The 22,099-nt window shown below is 74.0% G+C and carries 21 protein-coding genes; 18 read left to right on the top strand and 3 right to left on the bottom strand.

The window, feature by feature from the left end:
- The first annotated feature begins 138 nt into the window (after positions 1 to 138).
- The 7 genes from O7612_RS23630 (at position 139) to O7612_RS23600 (ending at position 7,682) form a co-directional block, all read left to right on the top strand.
- Positions 139 to 858 carry a TIGR03936 family radical SAM-associated protein gene (locus tag O7612_RS23630; RefSeq protein ID WP_282274019.1) on the top strand — a complete coding sequence of 240 codons (720 nt, stop codon included), beginning with the start codon at positions 139 to 141 and terminating at the stop codon, positions 856 to 858.
- A 130-nt stretch (positions 859 to 988) separates the two neighbouring features.
- The gene (locus tag O7612_RS23625) at positions 989 to 4,123 is read left to right on the top strand and encodes an Rne/Rng family ribonuclease (RefSeq protein WP_282267437.1); all 3,135 of its coding nucleotides are present in this window, start codon (positions 989 to 991) and stop codon (positions 4,121 to 4,123) included.
- 116 nt (positions 4,124 to 4,239) lie between these two features.
- A complete protein-coding gene (locus tag O7612_RS23620) occupies positions 4,240 to 4,734 on the top strand; it encodes a hypothetical protein (protein WP_282267435.1) in 495 nt (164 codons plus the stop codon).
- A 240-nt stretch (positions 4,735 to 4,974) separates the two neighbouring features.
- Positions 4,975 to 5,289 carry a 50S ribosomal protein L21 gene (rplU, locus tag O7612_RS23615; protein ID WP_067312477.1) on the top strand — a complete coding sequence of 105 codons (315 nt, stop codon included), beginning with the start codon at positions 4,975 to 4,977 and terminating at the stop codon, positions 5,287 to 5,289.
- Between the two features lie 11 nt (positions 5,290 to 5,300).
- Positions 5,301 to 5,552 carry a 50S ribosomal protein L27 gene (gene rpmA / locus O7612_RS23610; RefSeq protein ID WP_282267433.1) on the top strand — a complete coding sequence of 84 codons (252 nt, stop codon included), beginning with the start codon at positions 5,301 to 5,303 and terminating at the stop codon, positions 5,550 to 5,552.
- A gap of 158 nt (positions 5,553 to 5,710) precedes the next feature.
- Complete coding sequence (gene obgE / locus O7612_RS23605) at positions 5,711 to 7,162, top strand: GTPase ObgE (protein WP_282267431.1); 1,452 nt, start codon at positions 5,711 to 5,713, stop codon at positions 7,160 to 7,162.
- A 70-nt stretch (positions 7,163 to 7,232) separates the two neighbouring features.
- Positions 7,233 to 7,682 (top strand): GNAT family N-acetyltransferase, encoded by a 450-nt coding sequence (locus O7612_RS23600; RefSeq protein WP_282267429.1) that lies wholly within the window; start codon positions 7,233 to 7,235, stop codon positions 7,680 to 7,682.
- Between the two features lie 14 nt (positions 7,683 to 7,696).
- Here O7612_RS23600 and O7612_RS23595 read toward each other — a convergent pair whose 3' ends face one another.
- Complete coding sequence (locus O7612_RS23595) at positions 7,697 to 8,356, bottom strand: DUF6766 family protein (protein WP_282267427.1); 660 nt, start codon at positions 8,354 to 8,356, stop codon at positions 7,697 to 7,699.
- 229 nt (positions 8,357 to 8,585) lie between these two features.
- Between O7612_RS23595 and O7612_RS23590 the strand changes: the two genes are divergently transcribed.
- Genes O7612_RS23590 through O7612_RS23580 form a run of 3 tightly spaced genes read left to right on the top strand, consistent with a single transcriptional unit; the run spans position 8,586 to position 10,508 of the window.
- Positions 8,586 to 9,374, top strand: a complete 789-nt coding sequence (locus O7612_RS23590; RefSeq protein WP_282267425.1) for a hypothetical protein — start codon at positions 8,586 to 8,588, stop codon at positions 9,372 to 9,374.
- 31 nt (positions 9,375 to 9,405) lie between these two features.
- The gene (locus tag O7612_RS23585; RefSeq protein ID WP_282267423.1) at positions 9,406 to 9,867 is read left to right on the top strand and encodes a phage holin family protein; all 462 of its coding nucleotides are present in this window, start codon (positions 9,406 to 9,408) and stop codon (positions 9,865 to 9,867) included.
- Positions 9,864 to 10,508, top strand: coding sequence for a DUF3618 domain-containing protein (locus O7612_RS23580; protein ID WP_282267421.1), 645 nt, complete (start codon positions 9,864 to 9,866; stop codon positions 10,506 to 10,508). Before O7612_RS23585 ends, O7612_RS23580 begins: the two co-directional genes overlap by 4 nt.
- 90 nt (positions 10,509 to 10,598) lie before the next feature.
- Here O7612_RS23580 and O7612_RS23575 read toward each other — a convergent pair whose 3' ends face one another.
- Both O7612_RS23575 and O7612_RS23570 read right to left on the bottom strand, forming a co-directional pair.
- Positions 10,599 to 11,849 (bottom strand): cytochrome P450, encoded by a 1,251-nt coding sequence (locus O7612_RS23575; protein WP_282267419.1) that lies wholly within the window; start codon positions 11,847 to 11,849, stop codon positions 10,599 to 10,601.
- A 192-nt stretch (positions 11,850 to 12,041) separates the two neighbouring features.
- Positions 12,042 to 12,260 carry a DUF397 domain-containing protein gene (locus O7612_RS23570; protein ID WP_067312494.1) on the bottom strand — a complete coding sequence of 73 codons (219 nt, stop codon included), beginning with the start codon at positions 12,258 to 12,260 and terminating at the stop codon, positions 12,042 to 12,044.
- Positions 12,261 to 12,326: 66 nt separating this feature from the next.
- Between O7612_RS23570 and pepN the strand changes: the two genes are divergently transcribed.
- The 8 genes from pepN (at position 12,327) to holA (ending at position 22,089) form a co-directional block, all read left to right on the top strand.
- Entirely contained in the window at positions 12,327 to 14,840 is a 2,514-nt protein-coding gene (gene pepN / locus O7612_RS23565; RefSeq protein ID WP_282267417.1) for an aminopeptidase N, read from the top strand.
- Between the two features lie 75 nt (positions 14,841 to 14,915).
- A complete protein-coding gene (gene nadD, locus O7612_RS23560) occupies positions 14,916 to 15,512 on the top strand; it encodes a nicotinate-nucleotide adenylyltransferase (protein WP_282267415.1) in 597 nt (198 codons plus the stop codon).
- 110 nt (positions 15,513 to 15,622) lie between these two features.
- A complete protein-coding gene (gene rsfS, locus O7612_RS23555; RefSeq protein WP_282267414.1) occupies positions 15,623 to 16,027 on the top strand; it encodes a ribosome silencing factor in 405 nt (134 codons plus the stop codon).
- Positions 16,024 to 16,653, top strand: coding sequence for a histidine phosphatase family protein (locus O7612_RS23550; protein WP_282267412.1), 630 nt, complete (start codon positions 16,024 to 16,026; stop codon positions 16,651 to 16,653). The genes rsfS and O7612_RS23550 overlap by 4 nt, the downstream gene beginning before the upstream one ends.
- Positions 16,654 to 16,691: 38 nt before the next feature.
- A complete protein-coding gene (locus tag O7612_RS23545; protein WP_282267410.1) occupies positions 16,692 to 17,543 on the top strand; it encodes a DegV family protein in 852 nt (283 codons plus the stop codon).
- Positions 17,544 to 17,697: 154 nt separating this feature from the next.
- Entirely contained in the window at positions 17,698 to 18,576 is an 879-nt protein-coding gene (locus tag O7612_RS23540) for a ComEA family DNA-binding protein (protein ID WP_282267408.1), read from the top strand.
- Entirely contained in the window at positions 18,573 to 20,969 is a 2,397-nt protein-coding gene (locus O7612_RS23535; protein WP_282267406.1) for a ComEC/Rec2 family competence protein, read from the top strand. The genes O7612_RS23540 and O7612_RS23535 overlap by 4 nt, the downstream gene beginning before the upstream one ends.
- 139 nt (positions 20,970 to 21,108) lie before the next feature.
- Positions 21,109 to 22,089: a DNA polymerase III subunit delta gene (gene holA, locus O7612_RS23530; RefSeq protein ID WP_282274018.1), complete on the top strand. Its 981-nt coding sequence runs from the start codon at positions 21,109 to 21,111 to the stop codon at positions 22,087 to 22,089.
- The last annotated feature ends 10 nt before the right edge of the window (positions 22,090 to 22,099 follow it).

The following is a 22,099-nucleotide window of genomic DNA, read 5'->3' as shown; positions in this document are numbered from 1 at the left end:
CTGCGACGATCATGGGGCTATCGTCACCGGCAGCCGGGGCCACGGGGACGACCGGCCGGTTCTAGACCGAGGAGTACGACGATCAGCAGGAAACCACAGCCGGAGGGCGGGCAGGCGCCGGTCGTCCAGCGTGTCCGGATCCGGTACGCCAAGCGCGGGCCGTTGCGGTTCACCTCCCACCGGGACTTCGCCCGCGCCTTCGAGCGTGCCCTGCGCCGGGCCGCCGTGCCGGTGGCCTTCTCCCAGGGCTTCACCCCGCACCCGAAGATCTCCTACGCCAGTGCCGCCCCCACCGGTGTGGCCAGCGAGGCGGAGTACCTGGAGGTCGGCCTCCAGGCGGTGGTCGACCCGGAGCAGCTGCGGATCGCCCTCGACGCGGCCCTGTCACCCGGCCTCGACGTGCTGGAGGTGGTGGTCGCCGCCGGGGGGAGCCTGGCCGAGCGGATCGAGGCGTCGTCCTGGCGGATCGAGCTGCCCGAGGTAGACCCGGCGGTGGCGCGACGGGCGGTCGACGCCTTCCTGGCCGCCGACGAGGTCCAGGTCGAGCGGATGACCAAGCAGGGCCGACGGACGTTCGACGCGCGGGCGGCGGTGGCGTACATCGATGTGCTGCCTCCGGTGGAGACGCCTTCCGGGGCGACGGACTCGTCGTGTGCGATACTCGAACTGGTCGTCCGGCAGGTCACCCCGTCCGTACGACCCGATGACGTCCTTTCCGGCCTCCGCGTGGTGGCCGCCCTGGAGCCGCCGGTCTCCCCGAGGGTGATCCGGCTGGCGCAGGGCACGTTGACCGCGCAGGGCGCGATCGTGGATCCGTTGGAAGCGGACCGCGACGGGGCAGCCATCGGAGAACGCTGACCGTCGGTCAGGGTTCTGGCAGGCAGACTTCGGCGGTCGCGCACGTCGCGCGCCCGGCGGAAACACTTTGCGGCGATCCTGCGTGGCAGCGCTCACCCGCGCCCGGGGCCGCCAGAACTGGAGAACGTCCATGCTCGAGAACGAGCCCGAGGGCGGCGAACGGACCGGTTCCCAGCCGGCCGGCGACCCCGCCGACACCACCATCGACGGCGGCCCGGGTGCCGTCGGCACACCGGAAGCCGCCACGCCGCCCGGCGAGGGGGCCGCGGAGGGTGCCCCGGCGGCACCGGCCCGGCGGCGGACCACCCGCCGACGGGCCGCGCCACTGAGCCAGCCGGAGCTGACCGGTGCGCCCGCCGAGGCGTCCGTCAGCGCCGCCTCGGCGACCGACGAGTCACAGCAGGCCGAGGTGATCGTCCCGGTCGCCGGTGAGCTCGACACCGCGCCGAAGACCACCCGGCGTCGCCGCAAGGCGACCCCGGCGAAGGCGGTCGAGGAGCCGGTCGTCGCCGACGGTGTGGAAGAGGGCAGCGCCGACCTGGTGCCGCCGGTGAAGGCGACCCGTACCCGGCGCAAGAAGGCCGTCGCTCCGGCGGCGACCGAGCCGCCGGCCGAGGTGCCGACCGCGTCGCTTCCGCCGTCCGAGGTGCCGACCGCGTCGCTTCCGCCGTCCGAGGTGTCGACCGGTCGGGTCACCGGCAGCCGCCGGGCGACGAGCCGGGTGGCGGCCACCGAGGTTCCCGCCGCGCCGGTGCCGCCCGCCGGTGCCGAGGAGCCGGTGGTGGAGGCGGCAGCCCCGACCGAGCCGACCGTGGTCGACCAGGCGGTGGAGGAACCCGTCGAGGAGGCCGACCAGCCGTCCGTCGGGGAGCAGACCGGACAGGTGTCGCCCGGTGTCGCCGTGCCGGCCGCCGACGAGCCGGTGGAGCCGGCCGAGCCGCAGCCGCGGACCCGGCGGCGGCGGGCCGCGATCGCCGCGCCGACGGTGCTCTTCATGGCCCCGCAGCCGGAGGAGCTGCCCACCTTCCGGGTGGTCGAGCCCGTCCCGGTCGCCGAGGAGCCCGTCGAGGAGCCCGTCGAGACCGGGCGGCGGCGTCGCCGTGGCCGCCGTGAGGCCGAGCCGGTCGAGGTCGCCGAGGTCGTCGAGGAGGAGCCGACCGGCGAGGCCGAGGAGGGTGCCGACGACGAGAGCGACGACGAGGACGACGAGTCGGCCGCCGCGCGTCGCCGTCGTCGCCGGGGCCGCCGGGGCCGGGGCCGGGGCAAGGGCGGCGCGGACGACACCGACGAGGACGAGACCGAGGAGCCGGCCGCGGCCGAGACCGAGGGCGACGACTCCGAGGACGAGGGTGACGGCGACGGCGACGGGTTGACCCGCCGTCGGCGGCGGCGTCGCCGTCGGGGTGCCGGGGACGCCGAGGGGAGCGCCGACGACGGCGTGCCCACGGTGGTGAAGATCCGGGAACCCCGCAAGGCCGTCGACGAGGTGCAGGGTGTCTCCGGTTCGACCCGGCTGGAGGCCAAGCGCCAGCGTCGCCGGGACGGTCGGGAGCAGCGCCGGACCCGCCCGCCGATCCTGAGCGAGTCGGAGTTCCTGGCCCGCCGGGAGGCGGTCGACCGGGTGATGGCGGTCCGCCAGCGGGGCGACCGTACCCAGATCGCGGTCCTGGAGGACGGCGTCCTGGTCGAGCACTACGTCACCCGCAACTCCTCCGGCACCATGGCCGGCAACGTCTACCTGGGCAAGGTGCAGAACGTCCTGCCCAGCATGGAGGCGGCCTTCGTCGACGTCGGGCGGGGCCGTAACGCCGTCCTGTACGCCGGTGAGGTCAACTGGGACAGCACCGGCCTGGAGGGGCGTTCCCGCTCGATCGAGCAGGCGCTGCGCTCCGGCGACTCGGTGCTGGTCCAGGTCACCAAGGACCCGATCGGGCACAAGGGCGCCCGGCTGACCAGCCACGTGGCGCTCTCCGGCCGGCACCTGGTCTACGTGCCCAACGGCAACGCCTCCGGGATCAGCCGCAAGCTGCCCGACACCGAGCGCAAGCGGTTGCGCGACGTGCTCAAGAAGCTGGTCCCCGACGGTGCGGGCGTGATCGTCCGGACCGCCGCCGAGGGGGCCAGTGAGGACGAGCTGGCCCGGGACGTCAAGCGCCTGCAGGCCCAGTGGGAGGACATCCAGGCCAAGGCGACCGCCGGCGGCGCCCCGGTGCTGCTGTACGAGGAGCCCGACCTGGTGATCCGGGTGGTCCGGGACCTGTTCAACGAGGACTTCCGCGAGCTGGTGATCGAGGGCGAGCAGTCGTACGGCATGGTCGAGTCGTACCTGTCGCACGTCTCGCCGGACCTGGTCGACCGGGTACGCCGGTACGTCGGCACCGCCGACGTGTTCACCGAGTACCGCATCGACGAGCAGATCATCAAGGGACTGGACCGCAAGGTCTTCCTGCCCTCCGGTGGCTCGCTGGTGATCGACCGCACCGAGGCGATGACGGTCATCGACGTCAACACCGGCAAGTACACCGGCTCCGGCGGCAACCTGGAGGAGACGGTCACCCGCAACAACCTGGAGGCGGCCGAGGAGATCGTCCGGCAGCTCCGGCTGCGGGACATCGGCGGCATCGTGGTGATCGACTTCATCGACATGGTGTTGGAGTCCAACCGTGAGCTGGTGCTGCGCCGGCTCACCGAGTGCCTGGGCCGGGACCGGACCAAGCACCAGGTGACCGAGATCACGTCGCTGGGCCTGGTGCAGATGACCCGCAAGCGGATCGGCGCCGGCCTGCTGGAGGCGTTCAGCGAGCCCTGCGAGTGCTGCAAGGGTCGCGGCCTGGTCATCCACACCGAGCCGGTGCCGGAGAAGCCGCGTACCGCGAACGGCGCGGGCGAGCGGGTCAAGGCGGTCGCCTCGACGGTGACCACCCCGGCGGCCGAACCGTCCACCAGCGCGTCGTCGCGGCGGCGGGCCCGCAAGGCGGCCACCGCGGAACGGGTGGCGGTCGAGACCACCGACGTCGAGGTCGCCACCCCGGCGGCCGATGCCGGCTACGACGACACCATGGGCTACGACCTGTCCCGGTACGAGACGCCGGCGTCGCCCGACCCGGTGGCGGCCGACGCCCAGACCGGCGAGTCGGCCCGGCTCGCCGGGGCGGACGACCCGGACGCGGTCGGCGAGCACAACGGGGACGACGACGGTGGGGAGGGCGGCTCCGGCCGGCGGCGCTCCCGTCGGGGTGGCGCCCGCCGCCGGACCCGTCCGTGACGGGCTGAACCCACCACGTGCCACGGACCCCTCCCACCGGCGTACCGCCGGTGGGAGGGGTCCTGCCGTGCCGGCGACCGGCGATACGATCGGTCACCCCCGGCTAGGAGAAGAACATGCGCCGCCTGCCCGTCGCCCTCGTGGCGACCACCGTCCTGCTGACCGGTGCCGGCTGTTCGGGCGACCGGAGCGGCGGGTCGGCCCCGGCCGACCGGCCGACCGGCACGGTGGCCCCCGCCACCGTGGTCCCGTCCGCGGTGGTGAGCGGCTCCCCGGCGGGTGGCAACGGGCCGCAGGTGTGCGGCGTCGCCGAGGCCGCCTCGACCACGGCCGTGCGCACCTACGTCGAGGAACTGGGCAAGATGATCGCGGCGGTCGGCGCGAACGACAGCACGGCGGCGGACGCCGCCCGGAAACGGGCCGAGACGGCGCTGACCACCTGGCGGACGGTGTTGCGGCAGCAGTCCGGCCTGGCCACCGATCCCCAGCTGAAGACCCTGCTGACCGAGTTGGCCACCGAGATCGGCCGGCTCGGCACCGACGTCGACTCGATCGACGAGACCGAGCTGGACCGGCTCCAGCAACGGCTGGACCAGCTCTGCGCCCGCTGACACCGGCCCGGCACCGTCGACCGGCGGGCGGCGTCCGCCGGGAGATCCCGTCGGCCGGGGGAGGTGGCCCGGTCCGCCGGGGGTCGGTTTGGGTGGCGGGTGGGGGATGGCGTACTCTTTCCTGCGGCACACTCTGGTGTGCCGAGTTCCCGCGTGCCCGCGCTGCCGGTGTCACAGCTACCCGGCAAGTTGCCATGGGAACGACCGCCAGCAGCCTCAACGACAGGGAGTCCGCCTCCGATGTACGCGATCGTCAAGACCGGCGGCAAGCAGTACAAGGTCGCCGAGGGCGACGTGATCGAGGTCGAGAAGCTCACCGGTGCCCCCGGTGACGCGGTGAAGCTCACCGCGGTGCTCCTCGTCGACGGTGACGACCTGGTGACCGACGCGGCGAAGCTCGCCAAGGTCGCGGTGTCCGGCGAGATCGCCGCGCACACCAAGGGCCCGAAGATCCGGATCCACAAGTTCAAGAACAAGACCGGCTACCACAAGCGCCAGGGTCACCGTCAGCCGCTGACCCAGGTCAAGGTGACCGGCATCTCCAGCGGGAAGTAGGTCGTCCTCCAATGGCTCACAAAAAGGGTGCGTCCAGCTCGCGTAACGGCCGTGACTCCGCGGCCCAGCGACTCGGCGTGAAGCGCTTCGGTGGTCAGGTCGTCGGCGCGGGTGAGATCATCATCCGTCAGCGTGGCACCAAGTTCCACCCCGGTGACCTGGTCGGCCGGGGCGGCGACGACACGCTGTTCGCGCTGGCCGCCGGTTCGGTCCAGTTCGGCACCAAGCGGGGTCGTAAGACCGTCAGCATCGTGCCGCAGTAGCTCGACAGCGAAGCGGGCCGCGGACCTGGAGGTCCCCGGCCCGCTTCGCCGTTTCATGCGCGGGGTGTTCCCGCCGGTGGGTGCTCCTGCCGCGCCGGGTGACCCCGGGTGGGTGCTTTTCAGGTGCGGGGCGCGACTCCGCTGGAAGGATTGGCGTCGTGACGACGTTCGTTGACCGGGTCGTCCTGCACATGCAGGCCGGCGACGGCGGGCACGGCTGTGTCTCCATCCACCGGGAGAAGTTCAAGCCCTTCGGCGGCCCGGACGGGGGCGACGGCGGGCACGGCGGCAGCGTCTCCCTGGTGGTCGACCCGCAGGTGACCACGCTGCTGGACTTCCACTTCCGGCCGCACCTGAAGGCCGAGAACGGCAAGGGCGGCGCGGGCTCGAACCGGGACGGCGCGAACGGCCACGACCTGCTGATCAAGGTGCCCAACGGCACCGTCGTGCAGACCCTCGACGGCACGGTGCTGGCCGATCTGGTCGGCGCGGGGACCACCTTCGAGGCGGCCCGTGGTGGGCGTGGTGGCCGGGGCAACGCCTCGCTGGCCAACTCCCGGCGCAAGGCGCCCGGTTTCGCCGAACTGGGCGAGCCCGGTGACCGGTTGGACGTGGTGCTGGAACTCAAGAGCGTCGCCGACGTCGGCCTGGTGGGTTTCCCGTCGGCCGGGAAGTCGTCGCTGATCTCGGTGATCTCCGCGGCCAAGCCGAAGATCGCCGACTACCCGTTCACCACGCTGGTGCCCAACCTCGGCGTGGTCCGGGTGGACAACCACACCTTCACCGTCGCCGACGTGCCGGGCCTGATCCCGGGGGCGGCCACCGGCAAGGGGCTGGGCCTGGAGTTCCTCCGCCACGTCGAGCGGTGCGCGGTGCTGGTGCACGTGGTCGACACGGCGACCCTGGAGCCGGGCCGGGATCCGCTGGCCGACATCGACACCATCGAGGCGGAGCTGGCCGAGTACGGCGGGCTGGCCGACCGGCCCCGGCTGGTGGCGCTGAACAAGGTCGACGTGCCGGACGGGCAGGACCTCGCCGACATCGTCCGCCCCGACCTCGAAGCACGGGGTTTCCGGGTGTTCGACGTTTCGGCGGCCACCCGGGTGGGGCTCAAGGAGCTGACGTACGCGATGGCGGAGCTGGTCGACGAGTCCCGCCGGGCCGCGCCGCCGGCCGAGCCGACCCGGATCGTGATCCGTCCCAAGGCGGTCGACGACGCCGGGTTCACCATCGAGGCGGCGGCGGACGGGTCGTTCACCGTCCGGGGCTCCCGGCCCGAGCGGTGGGTCCGGCAGACGAACTTCGACAACGACGAGGCGGTCGGCTTCCTCGCCGACCGGCTGGCCCGGCTCGGCGTGGAGGAGAAGCTGGCCAAGGCCGGCGCGCACCCCGGCGACCTGGTCCGCATCGGTGAGCGGGAGTTCGACTGGCAACCGACCCTGTACGCCGGTGTCGACTTCATCCCCGGCAACCGGGGCACCGACGTCCGGCTGGAGGAGAAGTCGTCGCGCCCGGCGGCGGCCGAGCGGCTGGCCGCCCGCAAGGCCCGCCGGCAGCGCCCCGAGGACGAACTGGTGGACGGCGACGGCGACGCCCCGGACGAGGGATAGTCCCTTACCGGTCGGGTCCGGGTCGTTTCCTGGAAACCTTCGCGAAACGGACCCGACCTATCGTGGGCTGATGCTGATCGAGCCCCGTCCCGCCACCGATCCGGAGGTCGACACGCTGGTCGTCGCCCAGCAGCGCGAGCTGCGTGCGGCCGACGGCGGGCTGGACGGTCAGGCCACGGTGGTCCACGAGGGGATCCGCTACCTGGTGGTGGTGGACGGCGGCCGGGTGGTCGCCTGCGGCGGCCTCCAGTGGCTCGACGCGGACACCGGCGAGGTGAAGCGGATGTACGTCCGCCCGGCGTACCGGGGGCGGGGGATCGCCCGGCAGCTGCTCAGCGCGCTGGAGGACCTGGCCTTCCACCGGGGTCACTCGGTGCTCTGCCTGGAGACGGGCACCTACCTGCCGGCGGCGGTCGGCCTCTACACCTCCTGCGGCTACCAGCCGATCCCGGTCTACGGCGAGTACGTCGGCAACCCGTACAGCGTCTGCTTCGCCAAGCGGCTGCCGGTGGCGGCCTGAGCCGTCGTCGCCGCTCAGGCCCCGGTCCGGGCGTGCGTGGCGGTCACCGGCTTCGACTCGGGTGAGGAAGCCTGGCGCAGGAAGACACTCAGCAGGACCAGCGCTCCGACGGCGAGGAACTCGCTCTGCCAGTTCTGCATCGACTGGAACCAGAAGTCGCTGGTGCCGAGGAACTGCCAGGCGCTGATCGGGGCCGCGCCGCTCTGGAGTGCCTGTTCCTCGTTGTAGGTGGCGACGCCGCCGAGCAGATGCCCGACGAAGGAACCTGCGAAGATCAGTAGCAGGGCCGTCGAGAGGCTGTGCCGGTAGACGGCCAGCGGCAGCCCACCGGCGCGGACCGGCCAGGGGGAGTCCGGCCCGGCCCGCCGTTCGTCGTCGTCGGGCCGGTCGGCGCTGTCCTCGGGCTTCGACTCGGCCGAGCCGCGCTGTACCAGGTACGTGGTGAGCAGCACGTAGCCGCCCATCTGGAGGAACTCCGACTCCCAGTTCTCGAAGACCGCCTCGGCGAAGTGGCCACTGCCCAGGTAGGCCCACCAGCTCAGCGGAGCGGCGCCGTACCCGGCGAGTTCCTCGTTGTGGGTCTGCCAGCCGAAGAGGCTCTGCAGTCCCAGGAAGACGACGAACGCGCCCAACAGGGTCAGGCTCAGGGCGTTGCTGCGCAACCATCGTGGCATCGTGGCCTCCTCGTCCTCCCAGTGCCTGCCCCGGTCACGAACCGGGCAAACGGCGCACGGTGGGTCGGGGCCACGGACCACCCGCCCGGGTGACGGAACGGTGGATCTTCGCGGAAAAGACGAATCGTGCATGGACCCGAAACCCGGGGGTAGGTCTCAGGCACCGGCCGACGAGATCGGCGAATCCCCCGCAGCACACCGCGACGATCATCCGAGCGGAAGGACCATCATGACGCACGATCTTTCCTCCCCCACTTCGTACGGGCAGCAGAGCAACGGCACCGGCATCCGGGAGCAGGCCCGCCAGGTCGGCGCCGACGCCGCCACCGCCGGTGGCGCGGTCGCCCAGACTGCCCGGGAACAGGGCCACGAGGTGGTCGACGAGGCCCGTCGCCAGGCGCGCAACCTCTACGGCGAGGCCCGTGACCAGCTCACCACCCGCGGTGGCGAGCAACAGCGCAAGGCTGCCGGCGGCCTGCGCTCACTGGCCGACGAGATGCGCGCGATGGCGCAGAACGGCGGGCAGGGCGGGCCGGTGACCGAACTCGCGCACCAGGCCGCCGACCGGGTGCACGGGGTGGCCGGCTGGCTGGAGGAGCGCGAGCCGGGTGACCTGCTCCACGAGGTCAAGACCTACGCCCGCCGTAACCCGGGCACCTTCCTGGTCGGCGCGGCTCTGCTCGGCGTCGTCGCCGGGCGGCTCGCCAGGGGACTCACCGCCGGCTCGGACACCGCCGGCCCGTCCGGTCGCGACGCGACGGGTGGCTACGACCCGGAGCGGACCGCGGTCGTCCCGACCCAGCCGTCCCCCACCCCGCCCGTCGGTTACCTCGACCCGGCCCCCGGCACCTACGCCGAGCCCGACCCGGACTCCTCCGGTCAGCGCGCCGCCTACCCCGACGGCGGCACCGGCACCGGCTACGCCGACCCGGCCGGCGGCACCGGCCGGCCGCTGCCGCCGGTGACCCAGACCGACCCGCTGCCCGGCGTGCCGTCCAGCGGCGTCACCCGCCCGTGAGCCGAGCGACCATGCGAAGGGAGGCGACGGCATGACCGTGCCGACGCAGGGGTCCGCGGACCCCGGATACCGCCCCGCGGGTGCGCCACACTCCGCGGACGAGGTCAGGGGCAGCTCACTGGGTGACCTGATGAGGTCGGTGACCACCGACCTTTCCACCCTGATGCGTCAGGAGGTGGAGCTGGCCAAGGCCGAGATCCGCCAGGAGGGCAGGAAGGCCGGCAAGGCCGCCGGACTGTACGGCGGTGCCGGCTTCGGCGGCTACATGGTCGCGCTCTTCCTCTCCATCGCGCTGTGGGCCGGGCTGTCCAACGTGATGGACGCCGGTTGGGCGGGCCTGGTCGTCGCCGTGATCTGGGCGGCGATCGCCGCCGTCCTCTACTCGATGGCCAAGAGGAACGCCGCACACGTGCGCGGCCTGAAGCAGACCAACGACAGTGTGCAGCGCATCCCGGACGCGCTCAAGCCGCACCCGGAGGGAGTCACCCGATGAGCACCGATCCCGACCAGATCCGCCGGGAGATCGAGGCGACCCGCAACAGCCTCAGCTCCGACGTGGACGCGCTGGCGTACAAGGTCAGCCCCGGCCGCATCGTCGACGACCGCAAGCAGCGGGCGCGCAACGCGCTGCAGAATGTGAGGGACAGGGTTATGGGCACCGCTTCGGACCTCGGCCACGGCACCAGCCACGCCGCCCACTCGGTCGGCGACCGCGCCGCCTCGGCGGCCTCCGCCGTCGGTGCGGGCGCCCACGCGGCGGCCTCGACCGTCGGTGACGCCGCCCAGCAGGCCCCGCAGGTGATCCGGCGCAAGTCCGAGGGCAACCCGATCGCCGCCGGCGTGATCGCCTTCGGCGTCGGCATGCTGGTCTCCTCGCTGATCCCGGCCAGCCGGCGCGAGCAGGAGTTGGCCGCCCAGGTCAGGGAGAAGGCCGGCGAGCACGGCGGTGCGGTGAAGGAGAAGCTGGGTGAGGTGGCCGGCGAACTCAGGGAGGAACTGCGCGAGCCGGCCCAGCACGCCGCCGAGTCGCTGCGCGGCACCGCGCAGGACGCCGTGCAGGCGGTCAGGGACGACACCCGCGACGCCGCCCACGAGGTGAAGGGCTCCGCCCAGCACTCCCGCGGCCAGGTCTGAAGGACCGGACACCGCTCGCGGCCCCTCCGGCACCCGCCGGGGTGGTCGCGAGCCGGGTCCGGCCGCCGGATGACGGCTGGTGGACCGGGGTCAGCCGGTCCGCTGGACGCCGGTGAGCACCAGGCCGCTGGGCGGCATCGTCGGCACCCGGGTCAGGTCCAGGTGCAGGTCCTGCGGCGGCACCTGGTAGTCCATCGCCCCGGTCAGCATCCCCACCGCCTGCTTCATCAGCTCGATCGTGATCCACTCCCCGGCGCAGCGGTGCCCGCCCAGGTGGTAACCCCCGCCCTGCGGCACGAAGCTGTACGGATCGTCGCGCCAGCCGGCGAACCGCTCCGGGCGGAACCGCTCCGGTTCGGGCCAGAGCTGCGGGTGGTGGTTGGTGCCGTACAGGTCGAGCATCACCCGGCGGCCCGTCGGGAAGTGGTGGCCCTGCCAGTCGAAGGAGCGCCGGACCCGGGCCATGGCGACCGGGAAGAACGGGTAGTAGCGGCGCACCTCCTGGACGAACCACTCGGTCGGCTCGTCGCCGGCCCGGACCCGTTCCTGCCAGTCCGGGTGCTCGTGCAGGGCCAGGGCGGCGAAGACCACGTACCGGTCGACGGCCACGGTGGGCCGTAGCACGTTGATCAGTTCCACCGCGGCGATCCGGCGGGGGAGCAGCCGGCCCTCGGCGTCCCGGTGCTCGGCGATCACCGCGAGCGCGCTGTCCGCCGGTGCGGTCAGGGTGCCCGTCCGGACCCGCTCCACCAGGTCGCCGGCCCAACGCTCCGCCCGACGGCGGGCGAGCAGGCCACGCCAGTGCCGCAGCCCCAGCGCGGCCGGTCCGTCGATCATGGCATGCATCTGCGCGGTACGTCGGGCCACCTCGCTGCGGGGCAGCGGCACCCCGGCCCAGGCACAGACGGCCCGCATGATGACCGGGCCGACCTCGTCGCGCAGCACCAGCGGCCCGGAGCCGGCCCAGCCGGCCAGCCGGTTGCGCCATTCGTCGGCGAAGAGCCGGCCGAGCCGCTGCACGGCCGAGGGCGTCATGATCGACATGAACATGGCCTTGCGGTCGGCGTGGGCCGGGCCGTCCAGCCCCTGCACGCCGCCCTCCCCGGTCAGCGTCCGCTGTCCCCGCTTCGGCGCCGCCCCCGCCCGCCGGAACCGTTCGGTGTCGTAGAAGAGTTCCACCGCGGCCCGCCCGCGTAGGCAGATCGTCGGTTCCAGCAGCAGCCGGGCGGTGAAGACGTCGCTGCCGTAGCGCTCACACCGGGTGCTGATGAACCGGTAGCCCTCGCGCAGGAACGCCAGCGTGCTCTCCGGGCTGCGGTCGGCCGGGGTGATGGTGGCCATCTGGCTCTCCTGACAGGCGCGACGGTGGGCGGACCCGGCCGACAGGTCGGCCGTGCGTGGTCTACCCGGGTATGGGGGGATAATTCCCGCGCGGCACCCCGGATCAGGGAACCCGGCCACCCCCCTACCCGCCCGTCCACCGGCCCCCGGGCGGGGCTGGTGGCACCCTGCCCGGGGGTCGGCGTCCGACACTCAGTCCAGGTCGAACTCGCCGTCCTGGGCACCCGCGACGAACGCGTCCCACTCGGCCTGGGTGAACACCAGCACCGGACCGTCCGGCTCGGCCGAGTTGCGCATCCCGATCAGGTCGTCCACGAAAGCCACCTCGACCGCGCTGTCGGAGGTGTCGCCCTCGGCTCGCTGCCAGACCGCCCGGGACAGGTCGAAGTCGCCCTTGGGGTGCTGACCCATTGTTGATCCTCCATTGCCGCGCGTACCGGGGAGCCCGGCCGGCTCCCCGTCGGGCAGGATAAGCGGATGCCGAGCCTGACCCGTGTAGAGGCGACCGCGCGTCGCGCGCTGATCGATGTCGCGTCCTATCAGGTGGACCTGGAGCTGACCGAGGGCGACGACCACTTCCGTTCCACGACCACCGTGCGGTTCCGGGCCACCGCCGGCGCCGGGACCTTCGTCGAGGTCCGACCGGCACTGCTGGAGGGGGTACGGCTCAACGGCCGGGAGCTGGACCCGGGGGCGCTCGCCGACGGCCGGTTCCCGCTCACCGGACTGGCGGCGGAGAACACCCTCACGGTCACCGGCCAGATGGCGTACTCCCACACCGGTGAGGGGATGCACCGTTTCGTCGACCCGGCGGACGGGGCGACGTACCTCTACGCGATGTCCTTCCTGGACGAGGCGCCGCGCATCTTCGCCTGCTTCGACCAGCCCGACCTCAAGGCCCCGGTGACCCTGTCGGTGGCCGCGCCACCACACTGGACGGTCGCCGGCAACGGACCGCTCGCCGGCAACCCGGCCCCCGGCCGCTGGGAGTTCGCCCCCACCCCGCCGCTGGCCAGCTACCTCGTCTCGGTGATCGCCGGCCCCTGGCACGTCCGGCGGGACACCCACGACGGCGTCCCGCTCGGCGTCTACTGCCGGCAGTCGCTGGCCGCGTACCTCGACGCCGACCTGGACGAGATCCTCACCGTCACCCGGCGGTGCCTGGACCGCTTCCACCAGCTCTTCGCCGAGCGGTACCCGTTCACCAAGTACGACCAGGCGTTCGTGCCGGAACTCGGGGCCGGTGCGATGGAGAACCCCGGCCTGGTCACCATCCGCGACGACGCCGTCTTCCGCTCGGCGGTCACCGACACCCAGCGGGAGCAGCGGGCCACCACGATCGCCCACGAGATGGCCCACATGTGGTTCGGTGACCTGGTCACCATGCGGTGGTGGGACGACCTGTGGTTGAACGAGTCCTTCGCCGAGTACCTGGGCACCCGGGTCGCCGCCGAGGCGACCCGGTTCGACCGGGCCTGGACCACCTTCGCGATCCGCCGCAAGGCCTGGGGGTACGCCGCCGACCAGCGTCCGTCCACCCACCCGGTCGCCCCGGAGGAGGTCGCCGACGCCGCCGAGGCCCTGCTCAACTTCGACGGCATCTCGTACGCCAAGGGCGCCAGCGTGCTCCGCCAGCTCGTCGCCTGGCTCGGCGACGACGCCTTCCTGGCCGGGCTCAACCGGCACTTCGCCGCCCACCGCTTCGGCAACGCCACCCTGGCCGACCTGCTCGCCAGCCTCGGTGCCGCCAGCGGGCGGGACCTCACCGGCTGGGCCGACCGCTGGCTGCGGCAACCGCGGGTCAACACGCTGCGGACGGAGACCTCGGTGGACGCCGACGGCCGCTGGACCTCGGTCGCGGTGGTGCAGACCGCGCCGGAGGGGCACCCGGTGCTGCGTCCGCACCGGATCGCCGTCGGCCGGTACACCCCCGACGGCGCGGTCGAACGGATCGAGGTCGATCTCGATCCGGACACCGACCGGGGTCGGACCCCGCTGCCCGAGCTGACCGGCCGGGCCGCCCGGGGGCTGCTGCTGCCCAACGACGGCGACCTCACCTTCGCCAAGATCCGGCTCGACCCGGCGTCGGCGGACGCGGTCGCCACCGTGCTGCCCGGACTCGCCGACCCGCTGGCCCGCGCCCTGCTCTGGGAGGAGGCGCTGGACGCCGCGACCGACGGCGACCGGCCGGTGTCGTCGGTGGTGGAGCTGGTGACGGTGGCCCTGCCCACCGAGACCGAGGTCACCATCGCGGAGAGCGTGCTGGCCCGTAGCCGCACCCTGATCGACCGTTACCTCGACCCGTCCGCCCGGGACGCGGCGCTGCTGCGCACCGCCGGGGCCTGCGCCGCGCTGCTCGCCACCGCACCGGACGGCGGCTCGCTGCAACTGGCCGCCGCCCGGGGGCTGCTCGCCGCCACCGCCGACGCCGACCTGCTCGCCGGCTGGCTCGCCGGTCGGGACGTGCCCGCCGGGCTGGCCGTCGACGCCGAGCTGCGCTGGTCGCTGCTGCGGCGGCTGGTGGTGCTGGGCGCGGCCGGCGAGGCCGAGATCGCCGCCGAGGCGTCGGCCGACCGCAGCGCCACCGGTGCCGAGCGGGCGACGCTGTGCCGGGCGGCCCGACCCGAGCTGGCCGCGAAGGACGCCGCCTGGGAGATCATCACCCGCGACACCAGCCGGTCCAACCGGCTGGTCGAGGCGGCGGCCGAGGGGTTCTGGCAGCCGGAGCAGGCCGAGCTGACCGCCAGCTACGTCGACCGGTACTTCACCGAGATGCCGGCGGCGGCCCGGCGGCGTACGGCATGGGTGGCCGAACAGGTCGCCCGGCTGGCCTTCCCCCGCTACGCCGTGGCGCAACCCACCCTGGACTCGGCCGCGACCCTGCTCACCCGCGACGACCTCACCCCGGGGCTGCGGCGGGCCGTCATCGACGCCGCCGACGACCTGCGCCGCGCGTTGGCCGCCCGGACGGAGCTGGCCGCCGCCCGCTGACCGGTCGACGTCCCGGCGGCGGTACGCCCGCCCCACCCCGACCGGGGGCGTCGGGAGGCGGCCTACGATCATCGGGTGGCGGAACAGATCAGGCGGATCGGCATCATGGGTGGCACCTTCGACCCGATCCATCACGGCCACCTCGTGGCGGCCAGCGAGGTGGCGGACCGGTTCGGCCTGGACGAGGTGGTCTTCGTGCCCACCGGTCAGCCGTGGCAGAAGGCGGACACCCCGGTCAGCCCGGCCGAGGACCGCTACCTGATGACGGTGATCGCCACCGCCTCCAACCCCCGGTTCCAGGTCAGCCGGGTCGACATCGACCGCGGCGGCCCCACCTACACCGTCGACACCCTGCGTGACCTGCACCACGAGTACGGTCCGACCGCGCAGCTGCACTTCATCACCGGGGCGGACGCGCTGGAGCGGATCCTCTCCTGGAAGGACCTGGACGAGATCTTCGCGTTGGCCCACTTCATCGGGGTGACCCGGCCCGGCTTCGAGCTGACCGACGAGCACCTGCCCGCCGACACGGTCAGCCTGGTGCAGGTGCCCGCGATGGCGATCTCCTCGACCAACTGCCGGGACCGGGTGGGCCGGGGGGAACCGGTCTGGTATCTGGTGCCCGACGGTGTGGTGCAGTACATCGCGAAACGCGGGCTCTACCAGCGGTGATTACGCCCGGTAGCTCCCGCTTCCTCCCGGTAACCGGCCAGAACTGACAAGTCGTCACCGCGCCGGGTGTGAGACGCTTGACCGGTCGCACTGTCGATCGAAGGAGAACGGTGACAGTTTCGGAACGCGCTCACGAGCTGGCGATGGCCGCCGCCCAGGCCGCGGCCGACAAGAAGGCGCAGGACATCGTCATCATCGACGTGGGCGAGCAGCTCGCCATCACCGACGTGTTCCTGATCGCCTCGGCCCCGAACGAGCGTCAGGTGATGGCCATCGTCGACGCCATCGAGGAGCGTCTGCTGGAGCTGCCCGAGAAGGCCAAGCCGATCCGCCGCGAGGGCGAACGGGGTGGCCGCTGGGTGCTGCTCGACTACGTCGACATGGTGGTCCACGTCCAGCACACCGAGGAACGCGAGTTCTACGCCCTCGACCGGCTCTGGAAGGACTGCCCGCAGCTCCCGTTCGTCGACCGTGACCTGGTCGACGCCGAGGCCGCCGGTTCCGCCGCCGAATGACCCGCCTGATCGTCTGGCGGCACGGCAACACCGACTGGAACGCCACCGGCCGGGTCCAGGGGCAGACCGACGTACCCCTCAACGACCTCGGCCGGGAGCAGGCCCGGACCGCAGCGCCGCTGCTCGCGGCGCTGCGCCCGGACGTCGTGGTCGCCTCCGACCTGCGTCGCGCCGCCGACACCGCCGCCGCGCTCGCCCAGCTCACCGGCCATCCGGTACGCTCCGACGCCCGGCTGCGGGAACGGCACTTCGGGCAGTGGCAGGGCCTCGCCCTGGCGGACGCCGCCGAGCGGTTCCCCGCCGAGTACGCCCGCTGGCGGGCCGGTGACCCGGACCCGGGAGCGGGCATCGAATCCCTCGACGACCTCGGCAAACGCGTCGGAGAGGCGCTGCTGGCCGCCGCCGGGCTGGCCGACGGTGGCACGGTCGTGGTCGCCACCCACGGCGGCGCGGCCCGGCAGGGTGTCGGCCGGCTGCTCGACTGGGACCATTCCGTGCTGCGGAGCCTCGGCTCGCTGGCCAACTGCCACTGGACCGAACTACGGCGCAACGACGCCCGGGGCTGGCACCTGCGCGCCCACAACGTCGGCCCGATCGACCGCCCGGCGCAGCCCGAGCCGGTCTGACCCGGCGGGCCTGCCCGGCATCGGCTAGCGTGCCGGGCATGCCCGTCGCGGTCGTCACCGACTCCACCGCCTACCTGCCACCCGAGCCGGTCCGGGCGCACCGGCTGACCGTGGTGCCGCTGACCGTCGTGCTCAACGGCGCGGAAGGGCTGGAAGGGGTGGAGACCTTCCCCGCCGACGCCACCCGGGCACTCGGCGGGCGGCGGGTCTCGGTGAGCACGTCCCGGCCGTCGCCCGCGCAGTTCGTCACGACGTACCGGCGGCTGCTGGCCGACGGGGCGGACGGCGTGGTGTCGGTGCACCTGTCGGCCGAGCTGTCCGGCACGGTGGAGTCGGCCCGGCTGGCCGCAGCCGAGGTCGGGGACCGGGTCGAGGTGGTCGACAGCCGGGCCACCGGGATGGGCCTCGGTTTCCCGGCGCTCGCCGCCGCCACCGCCGCCGAGGCCGGTGTCGACCTGGCCGGGGTACGCGCCGCGGCGCTGGCCGCCGTCGGGCGGACCACCATCTACTTCTACGTCGACACGCTGGAGTTCCTGCGTCGGGGTGGCCGGATCAACGCGGCGGAGGCGCTGCTCGGCACCGCCCTGTCGGTCAAGCCGATCATGCACATGCCGGACGGCACGATCGTGGTCCGCGACAAGGTGCGCACCGCCAGCCGGGGGATGGCCCGCCTGATCGACCTGGCGGTCGAGGCCGCCGCCGACGCCGACGTGGACCTCGGGGTGCACCACCTCGCCGCCCCGCACCGCGCTGAGCACCTCGTCGAGGCGCTCAGCGCCCGGCTCGGCGACCGCCTGCACGACACGTACGTGTCGGAGGCCGGTGCGGTGGTCGCGGCCCACGCCGGACCGGGCCTGGCCAGCGTCGTGGTGCACCGCCGGCCTAACTGAGCACGGGCGGGCCTCGGCTGTCGGCCGGTGGCCGGACCGTCTCCGACATAGCAGATCCGGCCATGATCAGGCGGTCGTCCACAGCCCCTGCCGTCGTCCACAGCCGACCTCCGCCGGGCTGACCGGGTGCCGTGCGCCGGCCTAGCGTCGCGCCGTGTCCGAGGATGACGAGACCATGGTGCGGCGACGGCTGTACCGGCTGACCGACGGGGTGTCGGCGGTGCGGACGGCGGGCTCGCCGGGGCCGCCACCGTACCCGGACCGGTCCCCGGATCGACCGGTCGGGCTGAGCGGGCCGGCCGGGCTGACGGGCGACGACGCGGGCGGGGTGGCGATCCGACTCCCCGGTCCGGCCGCGGACGACGACCCGGGGCCGGCCAGCCGGCTGGCCGGCCCCGGTGTCTTCGACCCCGGCCGACGGGGCGTCCGGGCGCTGGCCGCCGTGGCGGTGGTCGTGGTGCTCGGTGCGGGGTTCTGGGCCTGGCGGTCCCGGCCGCAGGCCGATCCGGTCCGTCCGACGCCGACCGTGGCCGGGCCGGAGGCCTCCGGCGGTTCCGTCCCCGGTCCGGCCGGGCACCCCACCGGTGAGGTGGTGGTGGCGGTGGCCGGCAAGGTCCGCCGCCCCGGGCTCGTCCGGGTGCCGGCGGGGGCGCGGGTCGCCGACGTCGTCGAGGCGGCCGGCGGTGCCCTGCCCGGGGTGGACGTGGCACTGCTCAACCCGGCGCGCAAGGTGGCCGACGGAGAGCTGATCCTGGTCGGCGTTACCGCACCGCCCGGCGCGACCGGGCCGGATGCCGCCCCGGCCGGGCCGGCGGCAGCGCCGGGCGGGGGAGTGCCGGGCGGCAAGGTCAACCTCAACTCCGCGACGTTGGCGCAGCTCGACGCGTTGCCCGGGGTCGGCCCGGTGCTCGCCCAACGCATCCTCACCCACCGCGACCAGCAGGGCGGCTTCCGCAGCGTGGGCGACCTGCGCCAGGTCGACGGCATCGGCGACGCCCGGTACGAACAGCTCAAGGACCTGGTGACGGTGTGACCGGCCGTCCCGACCCGGTGCGGGGCGGCGCGGTGACCGCCGACCGGGCTCCCGACCTGCGGCTGGCCGGGCTGGCGGTGGCGGCCTGGCTGACCGCGCTGACCTGCCTGCACCGCACCGCCCCGACGGCGGTCCTGCTCGCCGGGAGCGCGGCTGTCCTGGCCGCCCTGCTCGTCGCGCACCTGCTCGCGGTGGTGGGCACCCCGGCCGCCACGGCCCGCCGGTACGGCTGGATCGCCGTCGCCGCGCTGCTCGGGGTGGTCTGCGGCAGCACCGCCACTGCGGCCCGCCTGCACGTCCGTGACGCCGCCCCGGTGCGCGCCCTGGTCGACGACGGTGCCAGGGTCACCGCCGACCTGGTGCTCCGCGACGATCCCCGCCCGGTACGCGGGGCGCCCGGTCGACCGGCGACCCTGCTCGTCACCGCCGAGTCGACCGCGCTCACCGGCCCCGATGGCCACCGCCTGCGGGTGTCCGCACGCCTGCTCGTGCTCGCCACCGATCCGGCGTGGCGGGGGCTGCTGCCCGGCCAGCGGCTGACCGCCCAGGGGCGGTTGGCGTCGCCGCGCGGTGGCGATCTCACCGCCGGGGTGCTGACCGTGACCGGCCCACCGGTCCGGCACGGGCCGCCGCCATGGCTCCAACGCGCCGCCGGCACCCTCCGGGCCGGTCTGCACTCCGCCTGCGCACCGCTTCCACCCGAGCAGGGCGGCCTGCTGCCCGGCCTGGTGGTCGGCGACACCAGCCGCCTACCGGCCACCGTGGAGGAGGACTTCCGGGCCACCGGGATGACCCACCTCAACGCGGTGTCCGGCGCGAACGTGGCGATCGTGGTCGGCGCGGTGCTGCTGCTGGCCCGGTGGGTCCGGGCCGGTCCCCGGCTGGCGGCGGTGCTCTGCGGGCTCGCCCTGATCGGCTTCGTCGTCCTGGTCCGCCCCTCGCCCAGCGTGGTGCGGGCGGCCACCATGGGGGCGATCGGGCTGGCCGCGTTGGCCGTCGGGCGTCCCCGGGCGGCGCTACCGGCGCTGGCCGCGGCGGTGACCGTGCTGCTGCTGCTCGATCCGGAGCTGGCCGGGGACGCCGGTTTCGCGCTGTCCGTCCTGGCCACCGGCGGACTGCTGCTGCTCGCCCCCGGCTGGCGGGACGGGCTGCGCCGCCGGGGCGTACCGGCCGGGTTGGCCGAGGCGGTCGCCGTTCCGGCGGCGGCGCAGCTCGCCTGCGGGCCGGTGGTGGCGGGCATCTCCGGCACGGTGAGCCTGGTGGCGGTACCGGCCAATCTGCTGGTGGTGCCGGCCATCGCCCCGGCCACCGTGCTCGGGGTGGCGGCAGCGGTCGTCTCGCCGGTGTGGCCGGCCGGGGCGGAGTTCGCCGCCTGGCTGGCGAGCTGGCCGGTCTGGTGGCTGGTCACCGTGGCCCGGGTCGGCGCCCGGCTGCCGGCGGGCACCCTGCCCTGGCCGGGTGGGGTTCCGGGCGCGTTGCTGCTGGCCGGGGCGACCCTGGGGCTGCTGCTGGCCGTCCGCCGTCCGCTGGTCCGTCGGCTGGTGGCGGTCGGGGCGGCGGCGGTGGTGCTGGGTGTCCTACCGGTCCGGCTGGTCGCCGGTGGCTGGCCGCCGGACGGCTGGGTGGTGGTGGCGTGCGCCGTCGGTCAGGGCGACGCTCTCGTGCTACCGGTGGCAGCCGGGCGGGCGGTGGTGGTGGACGCCGGTCCGGAACCGTCGGCCGTGGACGGTTGCCTGCGCCGGCTGGGGGTGCGCGAGGTGTCGTTGCTGGTGGTGAGCCACTTCCACGCCGACCATGTCGGTGGGGTGGCCGGGGTGGTCCGGGGGCGGCGGGTGGCCATGGTGCTCGGCCCGGCCGTGGTCGAGCCGGTGGCAGGTCGGGAGATGGTGACGGCCGCCGCCGGAACGGCCCGGCGGGTGGTCCCGGCGGCCGGCTGGTCCTACCGGTCGGGAGAGGTCGACCTCGTCGTCCTCGGTCCGCCCTACCCCCTGCGGGGCACCAGGTCCGACCCGAACAACAACTCGCTGGTGCTACGGGCCACCGTGGCCGGCGTCCGGATCGTGCTGCCCGGGGACGCGGAGACGGAGGAGCAGCGGGCACTGCTGGACCAGGTTCCGCCGGAGACGCTGCGGGCCGAGGTGCTCAAGGTCGCCCACCACGGCAGCGCCTATCAGGAGCCGGCCTTCCTCGACGCGGTCCGGCCGGCGGTGGCGCTGGTCCCGGTCGGGGCGGACAACGACTACGGACACCCCAGCCCGGTGATCCTCGACCGGCTCGCCCGATCGGGTGTCCGGGTGCTGCGTACCGACACCGAGGGCGACGTGGCGGTGGTGCTCCGGGCCGGCGGTCGACTGGCGGTGGTCGGCCGGGGACTGCCGCCCGGTCGCCGGTGAGCCGGTGGCCCGCTGCGACCTGCGGAGGATCGTGACACTAGACCAGAAATAAAGGCAAATGTCCATATTTGCGCTGAGTGCGGGGTGGGCCGTCGCCGTCGCCGTCGAGCAGGCACCATCCGTCGCCGGCCGTGCCAAGATGGGCGACGTGACCGGCGTCGACCTCGCTCCTATTCTGCTCGTCCTCGGCGACGAGGAGCTGCTCGCCACGCGCGCGGTGACCGAAGCCGTCGCGAAAGCCCGCAGCGCTGACCCGGACGTCGACGTCCGGGAGTACCAGGCCGGAGCGCTGGCGGTCGGTGAGATCGCCGAGATGCTCAGCCCGTCGTTGTTCGGTGGGCGACGGGTGCTGGTGCTCCGGTCCGCCCAGGACGCCCGCAAGGACCTGGTCGCCGCGCTGCTCGCCTACGCCAGGAACCCCGACCCGGACGTCCAGTTGGTGGCACTGCACCTGGGCGGGGGCAAGGGCAAGGCGTTCGCGGACGGGCTGCGCGCCGCCGGTGCGACGGTCGTCCCGGCGGCGAAGTTGAAGGGGCACCGTGAGCGGGTGGCGTTCGTCCGCGAGGAGATCCGCCGGGGCGGGGGCAGGTGCACCGACGACGCGGCCGACGCGCTGATCGCCGCCGTCGGTGCCGACCTGCGGGACCTGGCTGCCGCCTGTTCGCAGTTGATCGCGGACACCGACGGGCGGATCGGTGCGGAGACGGTGGCCCGGTACTACCGGGGCCGGGTCGAGGTGAGCGGGTTCACCGTGGCCGACGCCACGATGATCGGCGACGTCCCGGCCGCCCTGGAGGCGCTGCGCTGGGCGTTGCACGTCGGGGTCGATCCGGTGCCGATCGCCGACGCCCTCGCCGACGGGGTCCGGACGGTGGCCCGGGTCGCCGCCGCCGGCCGGGGCGATCCCTACCAGTTGGCCAGCACCCTCGGCATGCCCGCCTGGAAGGTCAAGAACGCCCAGCAGCGGTCCCGGGGCTGGACGCCGGAAGGGCTGGTCGAGGCGATGCGGGCGGCGGCGGAGTGCAACGCGGCGGTCAAGGGCGGTGCCGACGACCGGGGGTACGCCCTGGAGAAGGCGGTCTTCTCGGTCGCTGCCGCCCGGCGGGGCAGCACCCGGTGACCCGCTCCGC

The organism is Micromonospora sp. WMMD987 (assembly GCF_029581435.1).
GTDB classification, from domain to species: Bacteria; Actinomycetota; Actinomycetes; order Mycobacteriales; family Micromonosporaceae; genus Micromonospora; species Micromonospora rifamycinica.
Note: the sequence above shows the minus strand (reverse complement) of the source record. Positions and strands in the feature narration are given on the sequence as shown.